Below are 23,653 nucleotides of genomic sequence, written 5' to 3' on the forward strand. Positions count from 1 at the left end.
AATACCTGTATAAGTAGCCAGTATTATTCCACAGGGAATTCTTTCCGCCTACCCCCGTCCAGCGATTTACTCCCCGCCAAGCTGTAACAAGCCGTCTAACGCGGCCAGTACCGTTTGCCGCCGCACCGCTTCGCGGTCGCCGTCGAACTGGCGGCGCTCGCTGACGACGCGCGCGCCATCGGCCCAAGCCAACCATACGGTACCCACAGGCTTGAGCGGCGAGCCGCCGCCCGGTCCTGCAATACCACTGACGGCCACGGCGAAACGTGCACCGCTAGCGGCCTGCGCGCCACGGACCATGGCCTCGACCACTTCCTGGCTGACCGCACCGACCTGCTCGAACAGCGGCGGCGGCACGCCAAGCTGGCGCGTTTTCTGAGCATTGGAGTAGGTCACATATCCGGCTTCGAACCAGACCGAACTGCCGGACACGCGGGTAATGGCCTCGGCGATGCCACCGCCGGTGCAGGATTCGGCGGTGCTCACCTGTGCCTCAAGACGGCTCAGGTGCTCGCCCAGGCGTGCAGAAAGAACGGTGATGGGGTCCATGACAGGCTCCTGGGTGACAGCGCACTACCCTACCACCCTCGCCCGCCCAGGCAAGTGTTCAAGGTGCCAGCGCGCGAATGTAGGCCTGACAGGCACGCAGGGCGATCAGTCCGCGGTCGCCGTCGTCGGTGATGGCGATAATTCGTCGAGCATGCGCCGGGTCAAGTCGGGCGCGTACGGCGCCATGATCCACGCCGCCGGCGCCGGTGGTGGCGGGCACTGGGGTGCAGGCGGTGTCGCGCTCGACCAGGACCGACAGGCGCAGATCGGCAGTAGCAAGGCGGTCACGCAGGCGAGCTTGATTGCGTTGGGCATCGGTCAATTCCTGGAAATGTCTGGATTCACTGTCGCTCAGGCGGGCCTCGAGCCCCAGGCGCTGTTCCTGCTCGCGACGCAGTTGGGCATGCAGCACCTCGGCCTGCTCGACCCGCTGCTGCGCCTGCAACTGCTCGGACTCGGCCAGCAATCGCTCGCAGCGCCAGCCCTGCACCTGCCAGGCCAAGGTGGCCGCCGTCAGCATCAGCACGGCGCACACGGCAACCTGCCAGCGGCTCAGCACAGCACCTCCCGGGCACGGGCCCAGAGCTTGAGGCGCTCGTCTAGGCCATTCAGGCCGCCGTTGATATGTCGGGTAATGCGGTTGAACTCACCCTGGTCAGCCAGGGCATTGAGCCCTCGCGACTGCCAGAACCACGCCGCTGATTCGCAGGCCCAGCGTGGTTGCTCGAGCAGTTGCGGCTGCGCCAGCAGGCGCTCGTCGCCGAACAGCGCACGACTGCAGGCCTGGTAGTTGTTGCGACCGGTCACCTGGATCAGACCTCGGCCACGGTACAACTGACCGTCGCCATCGGCCTGTGGCGTATTACCCAGGCGCAGCGCCAGCGCACCGGTGTCGTAACGCGACAGATAGGCATCACTGCCCAACTCCCTGACGTAGCGCAGTTGCCCTGACTCATGGCCGATCTGAGCCAGGAAGGCGGCCATACGCTTGGGATGATCGATCTGCCAGTGCGCCATGGCGGCGTTGAGCGGATCGATGAACAGGCCGGCACGTTGGCCGGCCAGGGGAAAAATCTGAGTGAGTTGCGTCTCGGTGAGCATGCGCCACCTCCGTATCACGAAAAAAGCCCAGGCAATGCCTGGGCGGTTTCAGAGACTGATTGAAGGCGTCGGGTCAGATGCCCAGCGAGGCCATTTCCAACGGCGAGCGATAGGTCGCCGCTGCCTGCGCGATGCAGGCGCGGGCCTGGAGGTTGGCCTGGCTCAGATCATCGATGAGATCGGCAATCCGTTGCGCTTCCTTGAGCATCCACATCCGTGAGTACACGGCGGCGGCGACGCCGCCGACAACGACGATCAAGTTGGAGAAGAGCTCGGCCAGCCGTTGCGAACAAAGGCTGATCTGCTCGACGGTGGTACGCACCACTTCCACCACCTCCTCGTTGTAGTCGAGGTTATTGGCCACGCTGGCCCCCCAAATGCTGGTGACCAGCGCCTTGCAGTCCTGAATTTCCTGTGCGGTGAGCGACATGATGACATTCTCCATTGCTATCAGTGGGATCGGCGGACATCTCCGCCAAGTGATCGCTCGAAGGCGAAGGCTCGAAGCACGAGGCTTTCACATGATTCAAGGTGCGGCAGCGACCGCATTTGATCTGGAGCTCGGAAGCGGGGGTAATGCGCGCCAGCAGCTTCTTGCACTGGCCGCAGCGAAAGTCGACGAACATCGGCGGCTCCTTTGCGGATGGATTGGACCGGCTCACGCCTTGAGCGAGCCGGCCTCGCGGGGTCGATGGCCTTTGCTTGCAGCCTTGCCGGTCTTGCCACCATTGCACTGCACGGAGGTGCGCCAGCCCGACGGGGTGAACACCTGCTCGACCGAATCGATCAGGTACTGGCCATCGAGGCCGTCGACGAAACCGCTGATATCGAGGCTGCGCTCGACGAACAGGTCGGTGCGCCCTGGCATGTCCAGACGCACATGGGCCGTATCGCGGTTGAAGCTGGCCAGGTGCGCACGCGCGGCCTGCTCGGCAGCGGCGCGGTTGGGATACAGATGACGGTCCATGTGCACCGGCCGGGCGCTGCCCGAAGTGTTGTCGTTAACCAACTCGACCACCTCGCGGGCGCCGCTGGCCGGACTCTGGTGACAGGTCCGCACCGCCTTGCGCGAAGCCTTGTCGTCCAGGCGAAACTGCCACTGGCTGACCTCGCTGCGCTTGAGCGTCACCACCCCCAACGCCTGGCCGCTGGCGCTCTGGCCGCTTTGGCGCGGCAGCACCAGCAACTGGCCGTTGGCAAGCTTGGCGGTGCTGTCGTACTGGCGAGCCAGTCGGGTAATGAAGTTGAAGTCCGACTCGCGAAACTGGTCGACCCGCGGTATCACCCGCGTGACTGGGCAGATGGACTGCCAGCCGTTGCGCGCACCGATCTCGGCGACGATGCGCTGCAACGAGACATTCTCCCAACTGCCACTGCGAATGGTCCTGCCACTGCCGCACAGGTCGCTGGCCTTGCCGCGAATGACGAGGGTGTCCGGCGGACCGGACAGCTCCACCTCATCGACCGTGAAGCGGCCGAGCAAGGTTAGTGGCTGACCGGTATAACCCAGGCGCACCTCCAGCACCGCGCCACGTGACGGCAGGGCCAAGGCGCCGTCACGGGCGTCGATGCGCAATTCGAAGTCGTCGGAGTCCAGCCCCGGCTTGTCGGTGGTACGCAGCGACAGTAGACGGTCGTTGATCAGCGCGGTGATGTCCTGGCCGTCGGCGCGGATGCTGAAGACGGGTCTCATGATTCAGGTCTCCATTGCGAAAAAACAGGGGCACTCAGTCCCAAAGCTGCACGGCGCTGGCCATGGAGGTCGGTAGGTCCGGCAGCAGGATGACCACCTCGGCAGGCAGCGGTTGGGGGACGTCCGCCAGTCCTTGATTGGCCTGCAGCACGGCTTCCACCGTGCCCTGCAGATGGCCGTAATAGTGCTGGCAGAGGGTGTCGAGCAGATCGCCGTCAGACGTTTTGCAGATCTTCGCCATAGCGTGTGAACTCCAGTGAGAAACCCTGTTTGCGTGGAATGCCACCGGCCAGCAGGTTGCTCTGGTCTTCGTCGATGCTGGTCAGGCACCAGTTGCCGAGCACCTCGCCGTAACCGGTGGTCAGGCTCAACGGCAGCAACTGCCGACCGATGCTGCGCAGGGTCTGCAACTGGCCCAGGCCACCTTTGAAGGAGGGAAAAATCGCCCCCCGGATGCTGATGGTTTCCTCGCCTTGGGCGACGGCCTGCTGGGCGCTGTCACGACTCAAACGCTCCTGCGCAGCCCAGCGGAAACGGGTCTGCCGGCGCAGTTGGTCGAACGCGGCGGTGTCGAGGTTGAAGTAATAAGGCGCTGCATTGGGCTTGAGTGGCTGCAGCACCAACAGATGAGGAAAGGGTTTGACCGCCTCGGCGGCCGGGGTGGTGAGTGGCGCAAAACCGAACGCGGCCAGTACCCCGCGGCCGACGGCACGAACGTCGCCGACCACTTTGCGGATCGCCGCCCCCGCCTTGCCCAAGTGCTCTGAGAAGGTGTCGATGCGTGCCTGGACCTTGCGCACCTCATCGACCGTCTTGTCATAGCGGGCGATCACTTTGTTCACTCGCCCGTGCGCCGAGTCGAGGGCGCGCATCGTGCGCTGCAGGCGCTTGCCAATAGCCGGCCCAACCCAAGGCAAGGCTTCGAGTTCGCTTGCCGCCTGCTTAACGTGGTCCACCGCCTGATCCATCGGATCGAGCATGGCACCGGCACGCCGGCGACCCTCCTCGCCCGCCTTGACCAGGGCGTGCAGTGCACCTTGCAACTGCTCCAGGTAGGTCATGAATGTCGCTCCCGTTCAAAAGCCTCGCAGAGGATCCGCCAAGCGGGCCTCCTCGGCCCTTTGCCGTTTCTCCAGCACGCTGCGCACGGCCGCTTCCAGGTCCAGCGTCAACTGGTCGTGGTCAACGGCCGGGCCTTGCACCGTGATGGGGATGTGGGTGGTGAAATTGAGTGGCTGACTGACCACGGCCTGCGCAGTCGCATTGACGGCGATGGGCGGCGGCGAAATGTCTTCGGGCAGCCTGCTGCTGGTTGCGGGCACCGTGACCTGCGCCGCCGGTCGTTGCAGACTCACCGACAGCGGGAAGCGCATCGGTACTGGCGCGATGCCTGGCATGGTCGATATGCCGGGCAGGGTCGGTGGCCATGTCGGGTTGCCCACTGCGCTGGAAGACGATTCGGCAGGTCGCTGATCGCGCGTGGCATTCGGCGCCTGGCGAGGCGCGTGGGAAGACGGCTGGTCGACGACACGTCCCAGCGAAACGACAGGTTTTAGTCGGACCGGCGTTGGCTCTGACGACCCGCCGGCTTTGTCCATTCCACCCCTTGCTGCCGCCTCAGAGGCCTGCGCCTCAATCTTCGGTAGCCCCACCGTAGAAGCCGGCCTTGACGGTTTCTGACGGGGTTGGACGGGCCGGGGCTGGGTGCCTGCCGCCGCGTGACCGGGAATCTGAATGTCGAGTGGTGGCAAGGGTGCGATGCCCGGTACGAGCGAAGGGCTGGGGATCCTGGGCGGCCAGAGCGGTCTGTCGGGCGTGACGATCGACTGGGCGCGCTGTTCGGTGGTGCTGGCCATCACGGGTTCAGGACCCTCGGTCACAAGCGCTGAGGCGTCCTGCGGTTGTAGCGAAATCGCTTGTGGCGGTGACGCCGCTGGCTCATCAGCGCCTTTTGCAGCTTCTGCCTCGGATGAAAAGAACGTCGCGCCAATGTAGCCACCGATGGCCGAACCGAGTTGGTCGCCTAGGAAATTACCAATCATCACGCCCATCGGTGCGGCTTGAGGCAAGCCCATCCAGGTGAGCGCCGCCCCTGCTCCGGCGCCCAACAACACACCGCCCACTGCGCCACCATAACCGGCACCGCGCTCCTCGGCCGTTTTGGCGGTCGCGGCGGTGTACGCCCACTTGGCAGCCCCTTCAACGGCCAGCCAGGTCACAGGATTGTAAGCCAGCCCCTTGCTCAGTGCGGAAGTGAGTGAGGGCAGCGGCCCACGCCAGAGACGTTGCTTGGCCGACTCCCAGAGCGCTGCGCCGCTGGCGACAACGCCAGTCGTGGCGACCGCATCCTTGATGGTGTGCATCATCTTCGAGTACGGATCGACCTGCGGCGGGGCAGCCTCGACCTGTGGCGAAGAATCGGTGTTGCTTGCTCCCACGGCGGGCGTAGCCATCAGTGCTTTGCCGATGACCGGCCCTGCTTTGTCGGCGGCCATGCTGAGACCGATACCGCCTACCTCCGACGCTACCTTGCCAGCAGTCCGCTTGAACAGGAACGCGCCTGCCGCCTTGCCTAGCAGCCCTGCCAAAGGCGCTCCGAACGCGCTGATATAGCCGGCAACCTGTTGCTCGGGCGTCTTGGCATTCAAGGTAGTGAAAGTACCCTTCAATGCGATGTCCAGAGCCGTACCGGATCGTGCACCTCTGGCTTCCTCAAGCGCCCTGTGTACACGGGAGGGCTCGACTGCGGCGACCGGTGACCTCGAAACCGTCTCGCCTCCGGCAGTCCGGGGTGACTGCGCAACTACAACTGCGGATTTCACCGGACGCGGTGCGCTTCGGTTGGCCCGCTTAGCCCTGCTTCGCGATCTGGAGGGCCGGACTCTTGGCTCAGGTTCAGCGGTAACCACGGTCGGCGCAAGAACAACGGCGCCCTTTGGTACCGCCCCCTCGACACCTGAATTGACGTTAGCAACCGAGGCAGTCGGGCTGCCCATTCCAGGGACACTGGGATGCGCTTTGCCGTCCGGGAAGGACGCAGCAGCATAAGGTGCACCGAGGCCGGAAAACGCCGGCCTGTAGCCCCCCTGCGCAGCGGTTGATGCGGGTCCAGACGCGTGGGTGTCCCCCATCGCGCTCCAAGGGGGATGCCACTGCCCCGCAACCGGGGATGCCTGCACAGGCGCATAATCGTAAGACGCCCAGTGATCAGCAAACCTGGCGCGGTAGGCCTCGAACGCATTCGGGGAGGCCGAACGGGATGCGTAGGCCTCCCCCAGAACAATCTCTGGTTGTTTCGCCATGCAGTATTCCTCTCAATCCGACAGCCACCAGGCCATGTCGCTGAACGACATGGCCATGATTTCGCTTGCGGAAAAGTTCAGCTCCTTGGCCAGCCGCCTGGCGGCAGCCTTCTGCCGGGCAGGGTCAAACCGCGTCGTCCTGCACCAGGCGAAAGTACCCGGCCTGCAAGCGACCGTAGTCCTTCAGCGTCAGGCCCTCGAGGTCCTTGATGCCGACCTCGGCCAACGACGCGAACAGGTTCAGTTCGCGCTGCTCGTCATCCTTGGCACCGCCAGCCTGGGCGTTGCGCATGTCACGCACCGTCGGGGCGCGCAGCGACAGGCTGTCGACCTGCACGCCGTTGGCCTCGCTGGGACGCGACAGGCGCACGGTGACGCGCTCGGCGGTCAGGTGCAGCCAGGACGGCTGCGTAGTCTGCTCAGTCATCCGGCGCTCCTTACAGGCCCAGCGCAGCACGCTGCGCCGCCAGTTGATCGACGCCGTCGATGACCCGCTTCATGCCCAGGGCATCGATCTCGTAGACCAGGCGACCGTCGACCTCCAGCTTGTAGTAGGTCAGCGCGACGCTGTGCTTGATCTCGGCCTTGTCGCCGGACTTCCAGTCGCCCATGTCGATTTCCTTGAGCGAACCGCGCAGGGTGACGATGACCGGGTTGATCTGGCCCTTCAGTCCCTTGAAGGCACCGCGGAAAGTGCCGTTGAACGCGGTGCCGTCGGCCAGGCCGAAGAACTTCAGCGACTCGCGGCGCACGCCGGTGGTGGTGAAGGCCGCCTCTTGCTTTTCCATGCCCTGGTCCATGTGGACCGGCATGTCCATGCCACCGGGACGGTGCTCTTCCATCTTCAGGGTGAGCTTGGGCAGGGTCAGGCTGGGGACATCGCCCTGGAAGCTCACACCGTCGACGAACAGGTTCAGGTTGGCCAGGGTTTCGGGAATCATTGCCATGTAGATGCGCTCCTTAAGCGGCGGTATCGAGGACTTCGGTCAGCCACTGGTTGGTGACTTCGACGCGGAAATTGGGGTTTTCGGCAGGCGGGACGTCGGTGAAGCGGATGTTCCAGTACACCTTGCCCTGCTCAAGTTGGCCGGCGGTGTTCAGCTCCGGGTCGGCGAAGACCTCGAAGTTGATGATCGCGCCCTGGTTCTTCAGGTCGCGCATGAAGGCCTGCAGGCCCTCGGTGACGTCCTTGACGTAGGTGGCGGTGATGGAGCGGTCGACGGCCCATTTGTGGCCGTAGAGGATCGCGTCCATGACGATGTCCAGGGTGCGCACGCGGGTGACGAAGGCCCACTTCGGATCACTGGACAGGGTGCGGTTGCCCCACAGACGGAAGCCGTCGTCGCGGATGATGGTGGCGATGTTGGCGTTGTTCAGCAGGTTGGCGCGGCAGCTGTCATCGCCATCGAGGAACTCCACCGGACGGGTGGTGCCGGTGATGCCGACCAGCTCCTTGTTCGACGGCGAGGCCCAGAATCCGTACTCGCGGTCGGTCCAGGCGAACAGGCCCGCGACCCACGCCGAGCTCGGCGCATCGACCGTGGCCTCGGCGGCGGTGTCGAAGTAACGCACGCCTGGATCGACCAGGAAGGCACGCTTGGCACCGAAGTTCTTGGCGTAAGCCACGGCCGCTTCATCGGTGGTCGCCGGACCGTCGATGATGGCGATGCCACGCAGCTTGTCGGCCAAGGCCACCAGCGCGGTACCGACCGCCTGGGTGGCGCTGTGCTTGGGGGCGACCAGCAAACGGGGCTGGGCGTTGAACCGGCTCTTGCCGTCGAGCAGGGCCTGCAGGCCAGTACGCTTGCCATCGGCCAGCACGCTGCCGATGACGGCGGCGGTCTGTTCGGCCGAGTCGTCGAGCTTGGCCACGCCACAGGCGACGATCACCGCCTTGGCGCGGCTGTAGATGGCGCGGCAGGCCTTGGTGATTGCCGCATCGGCGCCGAAGGCGGCGACCGCTTCGCGTTCGCTGGTGATGAGCACCAGGTCGTTGGCCTTGGCCGAGACGCCGGCTCCTTCGGTGAAGGTGTCGACCAGGCCGATGATCGAGGACGACGGCAGGGCGATGTTGCGGGCGCCGGTGTCGACGTTGGTGACGGTGACGCCGTGGAAAAATCCACTCATAGAACTAATCTCCAGATAAGAGAAAGCCCCGCATGCGGGGCCCTAGTGGTACAGCAGGAAAGAAAACGCCCCGGCAGTGCGGGGCGTTCATTCGGTTTGCGAGGCCAGCCAGGCGACCAGCGCTTGATCATTGGGGCTGTTTGGCCATTCGTCGTCAGCCGGAACGCTGACGTTGATGTCCAGACGCCCTAGTTTTACGCGATAGACCTTCCACGCTTTGAGCGCGTCGGTTTCGCTGTCGGTGGCCATACCCAGATCCACGGCATCCTGCAGCGTGTTGATGCGTGAAGTGGCGTACTGGCTGGCCAGCGATTGCTTGAAGTAGGCACTGCGTCGAGCCGCCTCGGCCATAGCGGCCTCATCCGGCACCCACTGCTCGCCCTCCCAAGTGTCGAACGCCGTTGTCGGCGCCTGCAGGGTGTAGCCCTGGGGCAGATCGCCCAAGGCCTGCCATTGTTGGGACTCACCGGTGCCGGTGCTGTACACCGTGGCGCCGCGATGGTCAGCGACGCGCTCCCAGCCGGTGCCGTCGCGATTGATCAGGGCAGCGAAGCCCGCTTCGAACACTGGCGCCTCGAGTCGGTAGCTGCAGGCCGGTAGTACCCAGACGCCCGGCTCCAGCGGACTGGGGTCCGCCTCGCCGAGGCCGACGTACTCGCCGGTATCACGGTGCACATTACAGACCTTGGGGGCTTCGACACCCGCCAATTGCCACCAGGGCAAAGTCTTGGCAGGGCCGGACGAATCCGATTGCGCCGCCAGCTCGTCGTGCTCCTGCGGTGCTTGCGGCGCCTGCTGGCCGCTTACTTCGTCACTCATACATCACCTCAATACTTGATACAGGCCAGGTAGGCCCGGTTAGCCATGCGCGTCTCATTGCCACCGGTGCTGCTAATGCTGAGGGTGTGTGCATGCGCACCACTGACTGAGGACGTCATCGTTTGAATGCCGTCGCTCAGCTGATCACCCAACACAGCGTTCCCACCCTCCTCCACGAAGCCCGAACCGATCCGCTCACGGATGAACTGCGTGGTGTGCTGGTGCGCACCGGCGCTGTTGGTGGTGCCCGTGTGGGTATGCGCCTGGTTCTGCCCCGCCTGGGTCGAGAACAATGCCCGTCCCGCATCGGCCGCGTTGAGGCCATCGGTCCACGCGCGATCGATCAGTTCCCGGTCGTCCGGCACATTGAAGGTGGTCGAGCCGTCGCCGGCGCCGAAGCTGGTCCCGATCACCGCGAACAGGTCGGCATAGGCGGTGCGCGAGTAGGCTGCTCCGTTACGCTTGAGCCAGCCCGCAGGCGGCGCGCTGCGCGCAAAAAATGCGACCTGGCCGGGCGGCGCCGCTGTCGCGATGGCCGCAGCATCTGCCGCTTTCATCGCGTCGACCGTTGGCATCTCGGCCAACTTCCCCCGACTGGACACGAACCAGCCGGTGCTGGTGTTGTTGACCATCTCGACATACTCACCGCTTTGCAGCACCAGTGTGGTCAGTGCAACGCCGGCCGCGATGGTGCCGCTGGTGGTAGTGATCGAGAGCGTTCCGCCGCTGGGATTGCGAAACGCGTATGTGGTACCGGCGGGTGCATCGGCCGGCGCCGGCAGCGTGACCGTCAGGTTGTTCGCATTGGCCTGATACAGCCGCCCCGACTGCGCAGCGCTCAAGGTCATGCTGGAACTGAGCCCCAGTACCGGTCCTGAAAAACTACGCTTGGCCTGCTCGACATACTCGGTATTGGCCACGCTCTTGGAGGCATCGTTGGCTTTCTGCGTCGGCACGCTCGGCTTGCCGCTGAACACCGGATCTTTCAGCGGGGCGTAGATGTCCTGGACGTACTCGACCGTGGCCGCTTCCTTGAGCTTGCCGCGGGCGCTCACGAACCACTCTGTTGCCGAAGACGTGAACTCTGCCCACTCATAGGCCCGTAGCGTCATCTTCGCGGCGGCGACCCCCTCTTCGACAATCGCCCCTGCCGAGACGGCCAGGGTTTGAGTGCTGACGCGAGGGTTACGCAACGTCACGACGGAACCGTCTGGCACGCTCGCCGAGGACGGTAACGTAGCCGTGAGGGCGTCGGCGTTGAACTGGAACAATGCGCCCAAGTGGGTCGAGGTGTTCAGCGTGATGTTGGCTGAAATACCAACGGCCGCTTGCGTACGGAAACTGCGCGAGTTGTTGTTGATCGCACCGAGCACACCGTCCAGTGACGGGAGCTCTTTCCATGCACGCCAAGCCCCGGAAGACTTGGTGCGGTACATCAACTTGTCGACCGAAGCAGCCGCATAGATCTGCAGCGCCGCAGAGTTGCCGTTCCAAGGGCATTGCAGCAGGAAACCGTTGCTCTGAAACGGCAGGTTGGTCGTCTGGCTGGAGCTGACGAAGAAGAAGCCACTGGTGGCTTGTGCATTACAGTCGCCACACAACGGCGCGACTTGAGTGCCCAACCCGACGGCCGCCAGTGCATCGGCCACGGTTTTTCCGATTTCGTCGAGGATGCCGCGTTGATTGACCACGTAGCTGCTACGCGAGGCCTGCAGTTCGAGCCATTCGCCCGGTTGCATGGTCATCGACGATGCGCCGCTGTTGCGCTCGAACAATTGGCTGATCGCAGTAGTGATGGTGACGACACCAGGGCTGACGTTGCGGATGACGAACGTGCCACCCGCCCCGGCCTCTTCTGCGCTGGGCAGCGTGATGGTCACCGGCGCCGTGACGTTGAAGGCATAACCAGTCTGCGTACCTTGGAGCGTGATGTTCGCTCCGACCTGCATAACGTTGCCGGTATAGTTGCGCTTGTAGGTATTCACCGCCTGGAACAGCGCGGCCATGGTGGCCAACCTGTCGGTATTGTTACCGAGCGGCTGGGTGGGCGCCGTGGGCGTGCCGGTGAAGGCCGGACTGTCTTTCCTGGCGAGCTCCACTGGATCGCGCCAGGTCCCGTCCTGATTGCTGGCACGCCCCAGGAACCGATCCGTGTAGGGGATGTTGCCGATCTCGAAGCCCTTGTTGCCAGCGAACACCATGCGCTGCACGAACGCGAAGTCGCCGTAGGGCGAGATGGCCGGCGGGTAGTAGTAGTTACCCGCCGGTAACTTCGCCACGTCTGCAACCGAGCCCGGCAAGCCTTTGCCAGGCTCCGTAGAGCCAAGCCCGAAGTAGGCCAAGATGGAGCGCGCGGCCGACATCGTCGCCAAACCATTGGAGACATCTGTGGCACCGAGCGTCGGCGCGGTGGGCGATCCGCTGAACGACGGCGAGTCGATCTGCGCCACTTCCTTCAACTTCCCGCGCCCTACCACGAACCACGCACTGCCGGACGAAGCCAGTTCCGCCCACTCGAAGGGTTTCAATGCAAGCGACCCGCTGGTGCTACCGCCGTCCACAATCGAGCCGGATGACGCCACCACGATGGTCTGCGTCGCGGTCGCCGATGGGTTGCGCAACATCACCGACGCCCCATTGCCTACGTCAGCCAGTGCCGGCAAGGTCAGGGTCAAGGCACCGGAATTGAACTGTACGGCGTTGCCCATCTGCGCCGCGGTCAGCGTGGTGTTGGTGCTCAGTCCGATCACGGCCGTCTTGAACTGTCGAGACGAAGCCGCGATAGCAGTTGCCAGAGCGCTCATGTTGGCGACTTGCAGACCCGTGCTACTCGCCGAGGGCGTGGGCGCTTCCGGTGCGCCGGTGAACTTGGGCGACAGCAGCGGGGCCTTCTTCGCCAACTCGTTGACCATGCTCGTGGCAAAGTTCGGGTCGTTGCCAATGGCAGCGGCCAGCTCTTTGAGGGTGTCCAGAGCACCAGGCGCGGAATCGACCAGTCCGTTCACAGCACTGGTGACTGCATCGAGAATGGCTTTGGCAATTTCGCTACGGTTATAGGTTTCCGATTTGGTATAGACGTCGGTCAGCCCATAACCGCTGGCCGTCGTGGGATTGGTGGCCGCGACCACACGCCCGTACTTGTCCACTTGTACGCTGCGGTAGGTACCCACCGCGATGCCGGTGCGACCAAACGCCATATCGAATGACAGGGCGGTCACGCCAAGTGTGATCGGCGCATCGGTCACCAGTTGCCAGGCGCTATCGCCGTTGACCGTTCCCGACTCCACCAACACCAGAAGCCCAGGGGTGACCTTGGCGCTGCTGTCGGCGTCAGGGGCTCGCTTCCAGGCCCCCGCCACCACCGTGTAGATGCCGTTTTCCTTGGCCGAGACCTGGTTCTTGACCAGCACTCGAGCGCCCGCCGTAAGGGCCACGCCGTCAATGATCTGCAGGCCCGTCAGGTTGATGCCGGTTGTGGTAGCGACCAGCACCGAATGCTTGAAGTCCTGGCGGGCCAGTTCCTCGGTGACCCACTCGCGGGTCGCCAGCACCACTGCCGGGTCGATTTTCAACTGCACGTTGCTGGCGCTGCTCACCACCAGACTCATTCGCACCACCTGGGTACGGCCAGAACCCTGACTGAGCAGCGGTTTGTAGGTCGGCGCGCAGTTGGCCACGGCGACCATATCGCCATTGGCATCGTACAAGCCGATCTCGCGGATCCATTTGCCACCGACTTCGGCCGGGATGACCTGTTCGGCCACGATGATCGCGCTGTTCTTGTCGTCCACCTTGAGCTGATTCAGTGGCGCCCGGCGCCACTCGTTGATCAGCTTGGTCTGGGTGGCATTGGGCGTGGGGTCGGTGCCGTTGGCATCGCCTACGCCCATGTGAGTGATGGTCCATGGGATGCCCAAGGCATCCGCGTTGGCCTGCTTCGCCGCGCCCACGTTGGTGAGGATGGCGTAGAACTGGGAATTCTGATCAACCATGTGCAATGTCCAAGGTATCGATGATGTGTTCGCGGCCGCCGCGGCCGATAGTGCCGACGATGTCGATATCGCGAGCCGCAGGTGGATAGATGTCGAGCTCGTCGCCGTCCTGCAACGCGCAGCCCAAGTACAACGCGCCCTTGCTCTCCAGGCTGATCACCAGCCCGATCAAGTGCCGACTGACCGGGCGCGCGTCGTCGATCAGCGCCGACAGCTCGTTGTAGGTCCGTTCGCTGATACCGGCGTCGGCAACGCCGACCTTCAGCGCGAAGGTGCCCGGCACGCCGGCAGGCTTGGCCTGCCACCACTCCTGCACCTCGATGAGGTAACCGAATGGCTCGACCACTCGCCGGAGGGCGCCGAGGGTGCCCTTGTGGGCGTGGACGAAGAAGGTGGAGCGGATCACCGAACGCTTGATCGCCTCGCTCCAACTGTCGTCCCAGCGGTCCACCGACCAGGCCCAGGCCAATTGGTAAAGCAGATGCGCCGGGCAGGTGTCGGGGTTGTACAACTGGCGCAGGGTGACTTTCAGGTCCTCGTCGCTCGCGCGTTCCAGAGCCCGCTCCAGCGGTGTGCGATTCAGGGGCAGGAGGCTGTTCATATCAGCCTCCGCGCTTGAGATCGAAACCGGTGCACCACGCTGCCTGAGCCTTGCTGGGGCGAATGTCGGTCCAGTCGATCAGCTCGACCCGGCTGACGCCGTCGATGTGCAATTGCGCATCGATGCCCGAGCGGGCTACCTCGACGCCCAGCCGACGGCGAGGGTTGACCCAGGCCTGCAAGCGGCGTTGGCACTCGCTGAGGATGGCCTCATATTCCGGACCGCTGTCGGCCATGTGCAGCACCGCGTTGATTCGATACGGCAGCACCTGGGCGCTACGCACATTGACCCGGTCAGCGACCGGACGGATGTCATCGTCATTGAGGTAGGCACTGACTTCGTCGAGCAGCGCCTGGGTCGCCACGCCCTGGTCATCGATGCTCAACACCGTGACATCGACCACCGCCGGCGACGGACTTTCGGCGGTCGCGTCAGCGACCCGTCCCGAAGCGTTACGGGCGTGGAGGATGTAGCTGTTGCGCGGACCGGCAGTGGTGAGGCCCTCGTAGACCAGTTGCACCCGCTCGCGCAGGGCGTCGTCGGACTCGAGAATGGCCTCGGTGGGTGGCAGACTGGTCGAGTCGGCGGGCTGGACCACCAGGCGCTGCAGGGCGACGTTAGCGGCCAGTTGATCGAGGTCGCTGCCTTGGGCGTACGCCAGCAGCAAGGCCTTGGCGGCATCGTTGACACGGGCGCGGTTGAGCAGTTTGCGGTAGGCCCCGACTTCGAGCAGCTTGGTCACCGGATCGCTCTCCAGTGGCGCGGTCCAGTCATCGCCCATGTGTGCACGGAAGGTGTCGAGGTCCGCCTGGTAGAGCGCCTCGAAGTCCAGGTCTTCGAGCAGTTGCGGCGCCGGCAATTTCGACAGGTCGACCTGACTCATACGCTCACCTCCACCAGGGCTTCATCGCCCAGGTAGCGGCCGCTCAGCGCCAGGCTGACCTGGCCATCGAGCACCGCCACGACCTTGACCCGCTCCAGCTTGAGGCGCGGCTCCCAGCGCCCCAAAGCGCGGGCGACCTCGGCCTGAACGGCACTTTTCCAACCTTCATTGACCGGCAAGTCGACATAGCGACGCAGCTGACTGCCGTATTCGGGGCGCATGCGCCGGCTGCCCAGGGGCGTGGTGAGGATGTCCTCGATGGACTGGCGCAGATGGGCGATACCGGCCAGCGGCTGACCGGTGCGGCGGTCCAGGCCGATCATGGGGCGCCTCCCGGTAAAGCCTGGGCGCGTTGATAGGCATCCATGGCATTCTCCTGGCATAGAAATGCCCGCGTTGCGGGCGGGTTTCAGTGTTTGTGATTGGGTGTGTTGCCGGCGGTATCGATGATGCGTGCGCCGCCGAGGATGTCGGCACTGACGGTCAGCGGGCCGTTGATGGCGACCTTGCCGGTAAGGGTGATGTTGGCGGCGTCGAGGGTGACGGCGCCGTCCGTCAGTACCAGGGTGCTGGCGCCCACCTTGATGCGGACGGTGCCGGTGGGCAGGTCGATGTCGTAGCGCTTGGCCTGCCAGTCGTAGATCAGCGAGCCACCGTCGGCGAAGCGCCAGACTTCGGCATGCTCGCGGGTGTCCGGCGCATTGCCAGCGTTGCCGTAGAGGCCCGCGAAAAACGTTCCTTGGGCGGGTTCGCCGCTGGGACTGAGCAGAACCCCCTGCTCGCCCAGGCTTGGCGCTCGCCAGTGACGGGCCTGACCGGCGGCCTGGGCATGCCAGCGCACCCAAGCGCTGGTCCAACCGCTGCCGTCGGACACCCGGACCCTGGCCGCAGCCAGGTCAACCGCCACCACTCGACACGGGATGACCAGGCTGGCGAGCATGCGATCATGCAAGGCACTCACATAGCTCATGCCAGGTCCTCCGGGACGAAATAGTGCGGCTCGTTGCCTTTACCGGTGTCAGGGCTGAAGCCCAGCTTGAGGCTACCGGCCGGCTCATCGGGCCAATCCCATTGCAGCTCGCCGAGCAGCACGGGTTGGTCCCATCGTACTCGCCAGCCTGAGCCTGCGAAGAAAGCCCGCACGTTGCGACTCGGCTCGACGAATTCCAGGCCCCAGAGTTGCTGGCGCAACAGGTCCATCACTTGCGCCGCCAGGACGCTGCCCTGCAGACGCGCCTGAGGGTTCGAGGCAGCCGGGGTGATGTCCGCCTCGAAGGTGGTAACCAGCACCGACCGACCATCCCTGGGCGCTGAGTCGGCGACCATGCGCACGATGCCGAGGCGCAGTGACGGCAACGCCGGTGCCTTTTCCGCTTCGGTGTAGGTATCGACCGACGCCAGTTCCGGAATCGCCTCTCGAATGGTTGCAGTCAAAGCCGCGTGCAACGTGGCCAATTCGCTCATGAACATTGCTCCTATTGCTCTTCCCTCAAGCCAAGGCGCTTGGCTGCCCAGCGCTCGTACAGGCCGATGGCGACATCGGCACCGGCCATGGCGGTGAGGCAACCGAAGGCGCTCGCGCTCCAGATCGACATGCCGCTGGCGTACAGCAGCATCACCGTCGAGACCCCGCACACCATGCAGGCCCCCGATCGCAACGCCAGACGCCGCAGCAGCGACCACCCGCGAGCACCGGCTTTGTCAGCCCGCCACATCTCGCCGGACAAACCGCCCAGCAGTGCCAGGACGATTACCAGCCAGAGCGGCATTTCCAGTAACGTCTGTTGCTCGCTCGTCACTGTCCTGTCTCCTGTGTAATGGCCGTCGGCGACTGCCGACGGATCCCTTGCCGTATCACGCGGCATTCCAAAGGGTCCGTTGGCACAGGCCCTTCAGTAATGCGTTGTCGAACCGCCGGCCACAGCTGGTGACGCCGGGCGGTTCCGCTTCAAATTGGTGACTCCGACCGCGGCCGCCTGCCCGCCGGATAACTGATCGTGGTGCTTTACGCTGCACACCCGGGCCAGTTGCCAACCCTCTGAACAGTCAAGGCCTGTTCATCGCTGCCTGTGTATCAACCGGTTACTGACCGGCTTGGGATACAGGTTATGCATCCATGCATATGCAGTCAATGCATTTTTGAAAATATTTTTGCACCGGGAAATGCTTATATGCATGAAAGCTTTGGGAGCTGTGGCTTGTAGGGGGTTTCGCTAGGAGGGAAAGCAGGGCTGCTGCATCGGAGGGGGCGTGAGGACATCGCAGCCGGTCGGTATGGGCATTCAACAGACATGAAAAAACCCGCCTAAGCGGGTTTTAGTGAAGCCATATACAGTCAGCGTGCGTACATGCCCCACCAGAAAACGTGGCCGAGCAAGCTGATCTGCTCGTCCTGCATCTGTTGGAAGCTGTAATCCTCGTCGGGATGCTCGTCCCGGTTGAAGCTGCGCAGGCGGATGCCGGTCGGCAGGCGATACACCTGTTTGACCCGCAGTTGACCATTGTGATTGATGGCATACAGGTCGCCATCGATGATATCGCCGATGGCGCATTTACCCGTGTTGACGCCGACGGTGGCGCCGTCACGCAGCACCGGTAGCATGCTGTTGCCACGCACCGTGACACACTTGGCCTGGTCGAACTGCACACCGTTGTGGCGCAAACTGCGCTTGCCGAAACGCAAGCGGGCACGCTCGCTTTCCTCTATCACGAATCTTCCTGATCCTGCTGCCAATTCGACCTCTCGAAGGAAGGGCACGGACACCTCGTCGTCCTCGACGGGTGTTTCATCGTCCCACAAGCTGATATCGCTCAATTCCGCATGGCCTTGGAGGGGCTCAGCAGCACGGGAGTCGCCCAGCTCCAGGCGACCGCGCAATTGATCGGTGCTCACGCCGAAATACTCGGCGATCCTCGAGACGTGCTTGTCCGACGGATCGACGATTTTCTCGCTGAGAATCCGCGACAAGGTGGATTGAGGGACGCCCGTGCGCCGATGCAGCTCCGTCGGGGACAGGCCGTGGCGATCGAGCAATGCTCTGAGTACTGAGGCTACGTTGCGCTTTTGCATAAAATGCATAATGCTCGGGTTTTTCCAGAAATGCAAATGCATGTTCAGCCTGCTGCCCTGCAGTGGCCGACAAAAGCCTGTACCATTGCCGGTTTCGAAATAGCCACCAGACCACTGCTCCAAGGCCCTGAATGTCTGATCTCTCCGCACACACCCCGATGATGCTGGTGTATAGATAGAAAAAGCGTCAATGACGCAGAGTGCATAGGCTAGAGTGCATCGTGTGCGACCGAGCGTAGGCGCCTCTTGGGCGTGAAGTGGCGTGAGAAGGCTTGGATGTTGTCCCACAGTAGTCAGAATAGGCTGCGCTTTGACAGGATGCGATCAACGCTGGCGAACCGAGGCCCAATAGAGGATCATGCGTATTTACCCTTTGGGCCATCAGGCTAAGCTCTTCGTACCAGCCACATATCAACGGAGTGGGGACGCCTAGTCCGTATGATAGAAATCAATATGGAGATTGATAAGGATTGAGACGCCAAAGTGCCTTTTCTTAGAAAGTTGGGAAATGGTAAATTTCAGCTTAAGTAAATCGCTAAACCCAGAGAAATCTCTTGCTAACTCTAATTAATAATTCTGGATCAGACATTCTTGGCCGCTACTACACTAAGAGCGAAATCAGTTCATTCTTAGTAAGCCAACTCGATCTGGAATCTCCCCAAAGACTTTTAGACCTGGGAGCGGGATCAGGCTCATTGAGCGGGGCGGTCAAGTCCCGCTGGCCTAAAATTGACATTTTGACTGTAGATATAGATCCGCAGTCTGCTGCTCACCACAAAGCCAAAGATTCAGTTGAGCCATATCGTCATCAGCATTACACAATTGACGCGCTGACAAGAAACTTGCCCGACATCCTGAATTCGATCTCATACCCAATAGATATAGCAGTTTGCAACCCTCCATTTATCACTTCTCAATGGCGTGATGAATTCAAGGAAATCTTAGACGGGGCAGGCTTTGGAAACTGTCTACCTTCTCCACTCGATGTCGACGCTGGACTTTTATTTCTAGCCCAAAACTTAAGAATAGTCAGTCATAACGCCACGCTGGCGATAATCCTTCCCGATAGCCTCATTACAGCACAAAGATATTTGAAATTTAGAAAAGAGCTTTTGTCGAATTACTTGGTCAGTAAGGTAATACAACTTCCTAGAGGGGCTTTTCACGGTACTGACGCACTAGCAAGCATATTGATCATACGTAAAAACAGAGAGCATACATCAACACTTTCTTTACACAAGCTTTCAGAGAGTGGAATTCTCAGCCCCTCATTAGAAATAAATATCCACGAGGGCATCGAACGCCTTGATCACAGCTATCACTTTTATAAGTTGAATAATCATATTCACCCCGCATTAGAACTCGGGGAGATAGCGACTACTGTAGAACGTGGCTCTCTCTCGAGCTCAACATCTAAAAAAAGCGCATTCAGAGTCCTTCACATAACTGATATACGAACTGAAGATGCTGGGCAATGGACCGACTTCGAAATTGTCGACCCATCCAATTGCGCTGGAAATATAAAATTTGCACAACCAGGTGATATTTTATTATCGAGAGTTGGTCGTAATCTACACACAAAGGTAATCGGAGTTAGGTCTGGAAGAATACCCGTAAGTGACTGCATTTACATTATCCGTTGCCCACCCGAAGCTCGAGCCACCGTATTACGCCAGCTTTCGAGTCCATCCGGAAGAGATTGGCTTGCCGCTCATTCATACGGAGTTGCAGCTAAGCAAATAGCAAAAAAACAATTACTGAAATTCCCCATACACTTAGCAAACAGGGATGTCATATGGAATTCGAAGAAAGAGCAGACCAATTAACCTCAGAAGAAATTAGCACCTCGCTTGCAGAGGGTGAAGTGCTAAAAAAGGCGCGTCAAAAACTGCTCGCTACGGGTGCTAAGTTATTAGTCGGACCACGTGGCACTGGTAAAACTCACCTGATGCGCTTCACCTACTCACATGCATTGACAAACAAGAATCATCCTCTGACTCTATATTCCAGCTTTAACAGATACTTGCATTTAGAGCCATTACTTAAAAAAACACCCGACGCCCTGAAACGTTTTCACTCATGGGTATTAGCCAAGATTATATTAAGCGCATTTGAATACATAGATGATCTTGGTGGCGACCATTCATTCTTAACCGAGCAAGACCCAATTTATGATGAAGAAAAACTCAGGAACTTGATATCTCTTCTGGAGCGCGGTTCCGGGATCGAACTCTACGAGACGTACGGCCAGTATATTACGGTAGACCATACTATCAGGGCCATCCGATCATTGACCGCAAGATTCAATCGATCTAGAGCAGTGCTACTGCTGGACGACGCGGCACTTAGCCTCACCGACCAGTACCTCATAGCTTTCTTTGAGATATTCAGGGTCCTCAAAGTCGATGGAATCGCGCCTAAGGCATCTGTCTATCCTGGGACTACCCAGTATGGGCCAACTTTTCACGCCTCCCATGAAGTTGAAGAGGTGCCTCTCTGGCTCTCCGTCGAAGACTCATCTTATTCATCGATTATGGGTGAGATTGCTAATAGGCGCCTAGACTCCAACCAGCAAAGACAAATATCGCCCGACACACTAGAACTGTTCAAATATGCGGCGTTCGGAGTACCCAGAGTCTTTTTAAGACTGCTTCGCGAGTACTTTACCGAAAACTCTGGAAGCACTCAATCCAAAGTAAATAAAATCATTGAGCACCAAGTTGACCTAATAGGCGCAGAGTACGACTCATTATCGCTCAAACTGAAACAATTTTCGTCGGTAATTCAGACCGGCAGAGTTTTTTTCACAAATGCCGTCACTGAAACCTCAGCACTGCAAAGCAAAGACCTTTCCAAGAGAAATATTGTTTTTGGCATAAAACAAGATGAGGGGACCTCTCCACTAGCAGAAAGGATGATTAAATTCCTCATTGAGGTTGGAATGCTATATCCTCTGCAGGCGGTTTCGCATGGGCCAGAACGCACCTACGATAGATATATACCCCATATTGCCTTTCTGTACAAGTCCGGGGCATTCAAAGAAGGCAAGAGGAATACCCTAAGAGGGCTTTCAGATGTTATGCAAATGTCTCCCGCTAAACATCCTCTTCGACGAGACTTCAAGTCATTGCTTAACGCCCAAGACTTTCTTAACTTGAAGTTGGATCTACCACCATGCCAAAAGTGCGGAACACAGAGATTCAATGACTCTCAACTTTTTTGCCATAGTTGTGGTGAAAGGCTAGTAGGTTCATCCCTTTTTGAAGAGTGCATGAAACTACCTCTGAGCGAAGTGCCCGGCATAAGTCGAACCCTTATAGCTCGAATTCACGAAAAGACCAAAATTCGAACTATTGCGGATCTAGTGACATCTCAGAACGCCTCAAGCGAATTGCAGAAAGCTGATTATGTTGGCCCCAGGCGCGCCGAGCAGATCGTGATTAAGGTTGAACTGACTGTAGAGGAGTTCCTTTCGTAATGGCTACCTCATTCAAATCCAGTTTGGTGACATGCGCCGTACCAGCGGCGCCTCCGCTAACTACACATATACTCTTCGACAATAATCACTTGGAGCCAAACAGCTCTCCTATTGATCAGTTTCTTGAGAGGCTTCACTCTATCAATAGACTATCACCAAACCCATCTCAATTCGATCCGTTACAGGGGCAACTTGTACTACTGGGTGTGATAGCCGCAGTCGAAAGCTACCTGCGAACATTACTCAGAAAAATAATTTCTTGCGACGAAGCTTCAAGACACGCGTCATACAAAAGAGATATTAGCTTTGGCGCAGCTATCCATTTACACAAAGACATGATGCCAGAAGCAATCTTAGAGCGAGTTTCATTCATTAGCAAAGAAAGCATTTTAAGCTCCATAAAAGATTGTTTAGGAGTAAAAGGCCACACTCCTACCGATGTGGAGTCTTCCATTGACGAATATGTGAAAGTTTGCCACCTAAGACATTGTGCGGTTCATAGATTTGGGCGGCTGGGTGCCTCTAATGCATTTGCTCTTGGTATTCAAGACCACTACAGTCTTTTAGAAAAGCCCCTCATTCTCGATTATTTATCCCTGCAGACTGCGATAGCCATCTGCACTAACCTAGTCAAAACCATTAATAACTTTATCTTTAACGAACTTCTTTCGAGAATTCCTGATCAGTGCTGGCAAGGAAACTATGCGAAAGACAAAAAACTTTTTAAACCCTATTATGATATTTTTGCTGACAGCGTTAGTTCAAGTGGTTACACACTAGACATGAAGGACCTTTATATCCAACTGACCGAACAAAGAAGACGTTACTTAGCCGGAGAGGCTGGGCGCGGCATACAAGCCCCATAGTTCAAGAGCACCTCTTAAACCTATAAATACCAAGAGCGTCCTCGTGAAGCATCGCCACCCCATCATTACCGTTAGAGCTTCTATCTCAATTCATACTAAAGCATCTTAGTCTTTCAGATATAACAGGGCAGTTTAATCCCGCCCTGTTATACCTTAAAAGTCTTACCAAGCGCGCACACCTCTAGTTAATGACGACACGCGCACAAGCAATCTTAATTCCCCATAACAATGCTGATGAATGTCAGTACGGGACATTTCTTTGAATTACAGGCTCCTGGAAACATAACGTAAGCGCTCCATGAACCCCACATTCAAAGCGCTTACCTGATCCCTGATGCTGTGCTCCCGATTTCTTTCTGGAGCTCGCCGACCATGATGCGACCCGACGCCAAAGTCGAAAAAGTTTACCTCTACCCCAAGCCCGTCGACTTCCGAAAGTCCATCGATGGCCTGGCTGCGCTGGTCGAACTCGATATCAAAGTGGCGGTGTTCGACCCGGTGCTTTTCGTCTTCCTCAACAAACCGCGCAACCGCGTGAAGATCTTGTACTGGGAACGCAACGGCTTCTGCCTCTGGCTCAAACGCCTGGACTCCGAACGGTTCAAAACCTCACCCGATCCGACTGACGTGGCCATCGTACTGACCGTTCAGGAACTGAACTGGTTACTCGACGGCTTCGACCTCTGGCGCAACCGTCCGCATCAGGTTTTGACGCCTCGATACGTCGCCTGATTCGGTATAATCCGCGGCATGATTTCCATGCCCGAAGACCTCCCTGACGATCCTGCTCTGCTCAAGCAACTGCTTGAGCAGATGATCAACGAGCGCACGTGCGACAAGGGCAGGATCGTTCATCTCGAAGAGGAAGTTGCGCTGTTGCGCCAGCGCCTGTTCGGGCGCAAGACCGAGCAGACAGGCGATGCGGCGACGCCCCAGTTGCCACTCTTCGACGAAGCGGAAAGCCTGGCAGAACCCTTGGATGAGGCCGGCGACGAAGAAGTCGTTGCACCGACCAAGCGCCGTGGTAAACGCGAGTGCGATCCATGAACCCCACCTATCACATGATGGAGCAGCAGGTTACCGTGGCATCTCTGGCGAGCAGTTCCACGGCAGAAGCGCTTCGTAGTCGGCCGCCGACGATGCATACGGCAGGCGCTCAAGTACGTGGCGCA

General features: G+C 60.0%; 24 protein-coding genes and 3 pseudogenes. 5 read left to right on the forward strand and 22 right to left on the reverse strand.

Annotated features, from left to right (window positions below; genetic code table 11):
- Positions 1-66 precede the first annotated feature (66 nt).
- From Q7C30_RS06975 to Q7C30_RS07080, 22 genes and pseudogenes are all read right to left on the reverse strand, one after another.
- Positions 67-549, reverse strand: a complete 483-nt coding sequence (locus Q7C30_RS06975) for a CinA family protein (protein WP_317871088.1) — start codon at positions 547-549, stop codon at positions 67-69.
- Between the two features lie 58 nt (positions 550-607).
- Entirely contained in the window at positions 608-1,069 is a 462-nt protein-coding gene (locus Q7C30_RS06980; protein WP_317871097.1) for a lysis system i-spanin subunit Rz, read from the reverse strand.
- Positions 1,070-1,101: 32 nt separating this feature from the next.
- On the reverse strand, positions 1,102-1,650 hold the full coding sequence (locus Q7C30_RS06985) for a glycoside hydrolase family 19 protein (RefSeq protein WP_039579527.1): 549 nt from the start codon (positions 1,648-1,650) through the stop codon (positions 1,102-1,104).
- A gap of 73 nt (positions 1,651-1,723) precedes the next feature.
- Positions 1,724-2,080, reverse strand: a complete 357-nt coding sequence (locus tag Q7C30_RS06990; RefSeq protein ID WP_029613460.1) for a hypothetical protein — start codon at positions 2,078-2,080, stop codon at positions 1,724-1,726.
- Between the two features lie 52 nt (positions 2,081-2,132).
- Positions 2,133-2,276, reverse strand: a pseudogene (locus tag Q7C30_RS06995) (Com family DNA-binding transcriptional regulator); the annotation flags it as partial.
- Between the two features lie 32 nt (positions 2,277-2,308).
- Entirely contained in the window at positions 2,309-3,343 is a 1,035-nt protein-coding gene (locus Q7C30_RS07000) for a contractile injection system protein, VgrG/Pvc8 family (RefSeq protein ID WP_317871089.1), read from the reverse strand.
- 34 nt (positions 3,344-3,377) lie between these two features.
- Complete coding sequence (locus tag Q7C30_RS07005) at positions 3,378-3,584, reverse strand: tail protein X (RefSeq protein ID WP_029613458.1); 207 nt, start codon at positions 3,582-3,584, stop codon at positions 3,378-3,380.
- Positions 3,559-4,404 carry a phage tail protein gene (locus Q7C30_RS07010; RefSeq protein ID WP_116888799.1) on the reverse strand — a complete coding sequence of 282 codons (846 nt, stop codon included), beginning with the start codon at positions 4,402-4,404 and terminating at the stop codon, positions 3,559-3,561. Before Q7C30_RS07010 ends, Q7C30_RS07005 begins: the two co-directional genes overlap by 26 nt.
- Positions 4,405-4,419: 15 nt before the next feature.
- Entirely contained in the window at positions 4,420-6,012 is a 1,593-nt protein-coding gene (locus Q7C30_RS07015; protein ID WP_317871090.1) for a hypothetical protein, read from the reverse strand.
- Positions 6,013-6,769: 757 nt separating this feature from the next.
- Positions 6,770-7,072, reverse strand: a complete 303-nt coding sequence (locus tag Q7C30_RS07020; protein ID WP_039579535.1) for a phage tail assembly protein — start codon at positions 7,070-7,072, stop codon at positions 6,770-6,772.
- Between the two features lie 10 nt (positions 7,073-7,082).
- Positions 7,083-7,592, reverse strand: a complete 510-nt coding sequence (locus Q7C30_RS07025; RefSeq protein WP_029613455.1) for a phage major tail tube protein — start codon at positions 7,590-7,592, stop codon at positions 7,083-7,085.
- Positions 7,593-7,605: 13 nt separating this feature from the next.
- Positions 7,606-8,772, reverse strand: coding sequence for a phage tail sheath family protein (locus Q7C30_RS07030; RefSeq protein WP_039579537.1), 1,167 nt, complete (start codon positions 8,770-8,772; stop codon positions 7,606-7,608).
- Positions 8,773-8,859: 87 nt separating this feature from the next.
- Positions 8,860-9,591 (reverse strand): tail fiber assembly protein, encoded by a 732-nt coding sequence (locus Q7C30_RS07035; RefSeq protein WP_317871091.1) that lies wholly within the window; start codon positions 9,589-9,591, stop codon positions 8,860-8,862.
- An 8-nt stretch (positions 9,592-9,599) separates the two neighbouring features.
- Positions 9,600-12,788 (reverse strand): tail fiber protein, encoded by a 3,189-nt coding sequence (locus Q7C30_RS07040; protein ID WP_317871098.1) that lies wholly within the window; start codon positions 12,786-12,788, stop codon positions 9,600-9,602.
- 42 nt (positions 12,789-12,830) lie between these two features.
- Positions 12,831-13,583: pseudogene (locus Q7C30_RS07045) on the reverse strand (phage tail protein); the annotation flags it as partial.
- Positions 13,576-14,184 carry a phage tail protein I gene (locus tag Q7C30_RS07050; protein WP_039579538.1) on the reverse strand — a complete coding sequence of 203 codons (609 nt, stop codon included), beginning with the start codon at positions 14,182-14,184 and terminating at the stop codon, positions 13,576-13,578. The pseudogene Q7C30_RS07045 and the gene Q7C30_RS07050, both read right to left, overlap by 8 nt.
- 1 nt (position 14,185) lies before the next feature.
- Positions 14,186-15,067, reverse strand: coding sequence for a baseplate J/gp47 family protein (locus Q7C30_RS07055; RefSeq protein ID WP_317871092.1), 882 nt, complete (start codon positions 15,065-15,067; stop codon positions 14,186-14,188).
- Complete coding sequence (locus tag Q7C30_RS07060; RefSeq protein ID WP_029613450.1) at positions 15,064-15,390, reverse strand: GPW/gp25 family protein; 327 nt, start codon at positions 15,388-15,390, stop codon at positions 15,064-15,066. The genes Q7C30_RS07055 and Q7C30_RS07060 overlap by 4 nt, the downstream gene beginning before the upstream one ends.
- A gap of 86 nt (positions 15,391-15,476) precedes the next feature.
- On the reverse strand, positions 15,477-16,037 hold the full coding sequence (locus Q7C30_RS07065) for a phage baseplate assembly protein V (RefSeq protein ID WP_039579543.1): 561 nt from the start codon (positions 16,035-16,037) through the stop codon (positions 15,477-15,479).
- The gene (locus Q7C30_RS07070; RefSeq protein WP_317871093.1) at positions 16,034-16,531 is read right to left on the reverse strand and encodes a hypothetical protein; all 498 of its coding nucleotides are present in this window, start codon (positions 16,529-16,531) and stop codon (positions 16,034-16,036) included. Before Q7C30_RS07070 ends, Q7C30_RS07065 begins: the two co-directional genes overlap by 4 nt.
- A gap of 11 nt (positions 16,532-16,542) precedes the next feature.
- Entirely contained in the window at positions 16,543-16,866 is a 324-nt protein-coding gene (locus Q7C30_RS07075; protein ID WP_039579545.1) for a phage holin family protein, read from the reverse strand.
- Between the two features lie 536 nt (positions 16,867-17,402).
- Positions 17,403-18,146: an XRE family transcriptional regulator gene (locus Q7C30_RS07080; protein WP_080754755.1), complete on the reverse strand. Its 744-nt coding sequence runs from the start codon at positions 18,144-18,146 to the stop codon at positions 17,403-17,405.
- A 545-nt stretch (positions 18,147-18,691) separates the two neighbouring features.
- Between Q7C30_RS07080 and Q7C30_RS07085 the strand changes: the two genes are divergently transcribed.
- The 5 genes and pseudogenes from Q7C30_RS07085 to Q7C30_RS07105 form a co-directional block, all read left to right on the forward strand.
- Positions 18,692-19,963 (forward strand): N-6 DNA methylase, encoded by a 1,272-nt coding sequence (locus Q7C30_RS07085; protein WP_317871094.1) that lies wholly within the window; start codon positions 18,692-18,694, stop codon positions 19,961-19,963.
- On the forward strand, positions 19,933-21,615 hold the full coding sequence (locus tag Q7C30_RS07090; RefSeq protein WP_317871095.1) for a hypothetical protein: 1,683 nt from the start codon (positions 19,933-19,935) through the stop codon (positions 21,613-21,615). The genes Q7C30_RS07085 and Q7C30_RS07090 overlap by 31 nt, the downstream gene beginning before the upstream one ends.
- Positions 21,615-22,481 carry a hypothetical protein gene (locus Q7C30_RS07095; protein WP_317871096.1) on the forward strand — a complete coding sequence of 289 codons (867 nt, stop codon included), beginning with the start codon at positions 21,615-21,617 and terminating at the stop codon, positions 22,479-22,481. The genes Q7C30_RS07090 and Q7C30_RS07095 overlap by 1 nt, the downstream gene beginning before the upstream one ends.
- Before the next feature lie 372 nt (positions 22,482-22,853).
- On the forward strand, positions 22,854-23,213 hold the full coding sequence (tnpB, locus tag Q7C30_RS07100) for an IS66 family insertion sequence element accessory protein TnpB (RefSeq protein WP_054913089.1): 360 nt from the start codon (positions 22,854-22,856) through the stop codon (positions 23,211-23,213).
- Between the two features lie 18 nt (positions 23,214-23,231).
- A pseudogene (locus Q7C30_RS07105) lies at positions 23,232-23,516 on the forward strand (transposase); the annotation flags it as partial.
- Positions 23,517-23,653 lie beyond the last annotated feature (137 nt).

It is taken from the genome of Pseudomonas sp. RAC1 (assembly GCF_030658255.1).
In the GTDB taxonomy this organism is placed as follows: Bacteria; Pseudomonadota; Gammaproteobacteria; order Pseudomonadales; family Pseudomonadaceae; genus Aquipseudomonas; species Aquipseudomonas boreofloridensis.

Excerpts from the sequence above, each read along its gene's own strand:
- Q7C30_RS07080 (WP_080754755.1), bottom strand. The coding sequence starts at position 18,146 with ATGCATTTTATGCAAAAGCGCAACGTAGCCTCAGTACTCAGAGCATTG.
- Q7C30_RS07040 (WP_317871098.1), bottom strand. The coding sequence starts at position 12,788 with ATGGCGTTTGGTCGCACCGGCATCGCGGTGGGTACCTACCGCAGCGTA.
- Q7C30_RS07065 (WP_039579543.1), bottom strand. The coding sequence starts at position 16,037 with ATGAGCTATGTGAGTGCCTTGCATGATCGCATGCTCGCCAGCCTGGTC.
- Q7C30_RS06975 (WP_317871088.1), bottom strand. The coding sequence starts at position 549 with ATGGACCCCATCACCGTTCTTTCTGCACGCCTGGGCGAGCACCTGAGC.
- Q7C30_RS07095 (WP_317871096.1), top strand. The coding sequence starts at position 21,615 with ATGGCTACCTCATTCAAATCCAGTTTGGTGACATGCGCCGTACCAGCG.
- Q7C30_RS07030 (WP_039579537.1), bottom strand. The coding sequence starts at position 8,772 with ATGAGTGGATTTTTCCACGGCGTCACCGTCACCAACGTCGACACCGGC.
- Q7C30_RS07050 (WP_039579538.1), bottom strand. The coding sequence starts at position 14,184 with ATGAACAGCCTCCTGCCCCTGAATCGCACACCGCTGGAGCGGGCTCTG.
- Q7C30_RS07070 (WP_317871093.1), bottom strand. The coding sequence starts at position 16,531 with ATGAGCGAATTGGCCACGTTGCACGCGGCTTTGACTGCAACCATTCGA.
- tnpB (WP_054913089.1), top strand. The coding sequence starts at position 22,854 with ATGATGCGACCCGACGCCAAAGTCGAAAAAGTTTACCTCTACCCCAAG.
- Q7C30_RS07020 (WP_039579535.1), bottom strand. The coding sequence starts at position 7,072 with ATGACTGAGCAGACTACGCAGCCGTCCTGGCTGCACCTGACCGCCGAG.
- Q7C30_RS07000 (WP_317871089.1), bottom strand. The coding sequence starts at position 3,343 with ATGAGACCCGTCTTCAGCATCCGCGCCGACGGCCAGGACATCACCGCG.
- Q7C30_RS06990 (WP_029613460.1), bottom strand. The coding sequence starts at position 2,080 with ATGTCGCTCACCGCACAGGAAATTCAGGACTGCAAGGCGCTGGTCACC.
- Q7C30_RS06985 (WP_039579527.1), bottom strand. The coding sequence starts at position 1,650 with ATGCTCACCGAGACGCAACTCACTCAGATTTTTCCCCTGGCCGGCCAA.
- Q7C30_RS07005 (WP_029613458.1), bottom strand. The coding sequence starts at position 3,584 with ATGGCGAAGATCTGCAAAACGTCTGACGGCGATCTGCTCGACACCCTC.
- Q7C30_RS07010 (WP_116888799.1), bottom strand. The coding sequence starts at position 4,404 with ATGACCTACCTGGAGCAGTTGCAAGGTGCACTGCACGCCCTGGTCAAG.
- Q7C30_RS07060 (WP_029613450.1), bottom strand. The coding sequence starts at position 15,390 with ATGATCGGCCTGGACCGCCGCACCGGTCAGCCGCTGGCCGGTATCGCC.
- Q7C30_RS07025 (WP_029613455.1), bottom strand. The coding sequence starts at position 7,592 with ATGGCAATGATTCCCGAAACCCTGGCCAACCTGAACCTGTTCGTCGAC.
- Q7C30_RS06980 (WP_317871097.1), bottom strand. The coding sequence starts at position 1,069 with ATGCTGACGGCGGCCACCTTGGCCTGGCAGGTGCAGGGCTGGCGCTGC.
- Q7C30_RS07035 (WP_317871091.1), bottom strand. The coding sequence starts at position 9,591 with ATGAGTGACGAAGTAAGCGGCCAGCAGGCGCCGCAAGCACCGCAGGAG.
- Q7C30_RS07090 (WP_317871095.1), top strand. The coding sequence starts at position 19,933 with ATGGAATTCGAAGAAAGAGCAGACCAATTAACCTCAGAAGAAATTAGC.
- Q7C30_RS07055 (WP_317871092.1), bottom strand. The coding sequence starts at position 15,067 with ATGAGTCAGGTCGACCTGTCGAAATTGCCGGCGCCGCAACTGCTCGAA.